The sequence below is a fragment of the Streptomyces sp. NPDC017890 genome (assembly GCF_044328675.1).
Taxonomy (GTDB): domain Bacteria; phylum Actinomycetota; class Actinomycetes; order Streptomycetales; family Streptomycetaceae; genus Streptomyces.
The window spans coordinates 1-1,561 of record NZ_JBIRHU010000137.1; the positions used below are offsets into that span (position 1 = coordinate 1).

Here is a 1,561-nt window from a genome sequence, read left to right on the forward strand (position 1 = left end):
CCTCGCTGTCCCGATCCTCGTGTACGCTCTCGGGTTCCCCCTGCCGGAGGCGATACCGACTTCGCTGTTGGTGATCGGTGTCGCCTCCGCGGTCGGGGTCATCTCCAAGGTGCGGGCGCGGCTCATCGAATGGCGACTCGCGGCAATCTTCGCCGCCACCGGAGTCCTCGGCACCCTGGCCGGCACTGCCCTTGGCAAGCATCTACCTGAAACTGCCGTGATGATCGGCTTTGCGATCGTCATGATCCTCGCGGGGGCACGCATGCTGCGCAGCCCCGACAATCCCGGAACCGCCTGCAGGACGAGCAATTCCGGGATCAACTGGCGCCGATGCGCACCTCGGTCCATACCGACCGGATTCGGCGTCGGTGTCCTTACCGGACTGTTCGGCGTCGGCGGGGGCTTCTTGATCATCCCCGCATTGGTTCTGCTGCTGGGAATCGAGATGAGTGTCGCCGTCGGAACCTCTTTGGTGGTCATCGTCGCCAACTCCGCCGCCGGACTCATCGCTCAGGCCGACGGCCTAGGTGGAAACTGGCCCTTGACGGCAGCGTTCGCAGGTTCAGCCATTGCGGGTTCGTTGGTGGCCGGACGATTCGGTACACGCATCGCCACGGACTCACTTCGGCAGTGGTTCGCCTACCTGGTGTTTGTCGTGGCAGGTTACGTCCTCATCGACACTCTCGTTCTCGGATGATCTACCGTGCACCCCGTTGGATGCCCCCGGGGGTAATCTGGCAATTTCTGGCATCATCATGCATCTGAAGGAGACCCCATGATCGGCGACGAAGACAGCATCGCATTGGTCCTCAACCGCCTCCGCCGCGCACACGGCCAACTCTCGGGAGTGATCGGCATGATCGAGAACGGACGCGATTGCAAAGACGTTGTCACCCAGCTCGCCGCTGTTTCCAGGGCCCTCGACAAAGCTGGCTTCAAGATCGTCGCTACCGGTCTCCGAGAGTGCATGACAGGCGAAGCGGCAGACAACAAAGAACCCATGACCGAAGCAGAACTGGAAAAGCTCTTCCTGGCGCTGGCCTGAACGCCCGCTTCACATCAGGAACGAGGCCGACCGACAACATGTAGGAGCTCCCCATGAGCACGACCGACCCGGACATCGCCATCATTGAAACTTCCAGCCTCGGCGACCGCAGCTATCTGATCAGCCACGACGGTATCGCCGTGGTGATCGATCCACAACGCGACATCGACCGCGTCCGGGCGCTGGCAGCAGAAAAGAACGCTGTCATCACCCACGTGCTGGAAACTCACATCCACAACGACTACGTCACTGGCGGCCTGGAACTTGCGCGCGCCACGGGTGCCGAATACGTCGTCCCGGACGGCGATCCGGTCGAATACGAGCGCCGAGCAGTCGTCGACGGCGATGTCGTCGACGCGGGATCGACGACGTTCGAGGTCATGCACACCCCAGGGCATACTCATCACCACGTCAGTTACGTTCTGCACCGGCGCGGCGAGCCGATCGCAATCTTCACCGGCGGCTCCATGCTCTACGGGTCCACCGGGCGCACTGACCTGCTCGGCTCCGAGCACA

General features: G+C 62.5%; 3 protein-coding genes. All 3 read left to right on the top strand.

Annotated features, from left to right (window positions below; all coding sequences use genetic code 11):
- Positions 1 to 697: sulfite exporter TauE/SafE family protein (locus ACH4F2_RS36015; protein WP_398136809.1), on the top strand; the 697-nt coding region annotated here is incomplete at its 5' end.
- 78 nt (positions 698 to 775) lie between these two features.
- Positions 776 to 1,045 (top strand): metal-sensitive transcriptional regulator, encoded by a 270-nt coding sequence (locus ACH4F2_RS36020; protein ID WP_003944639.1) that lies wholly within the window; start codon positions 776 to 778, stop codon positions 1,043 to 1,045.
- A gap of 53 nt (positions 1,046 to 1,098) precedes the next feature.
- On the top strand, positions 1,099 to 1,561 hold a 463-nt coding region (locus tag ACH4F2_RS36025; protein WP_398136810.1), incomplete at its 3' end, for an MBL fold metallo-hydrolase.

Bases quoted from the DNA above. Each gene is read 5' to 3' on its own strand.
- ACH4F2_RS36020 (WP_003944639.1), top strand. From the start codon at position 776: ATGATCGGCGACGAAGACAGCATCGCATTGGTCCTCAACCGCCTCCGC.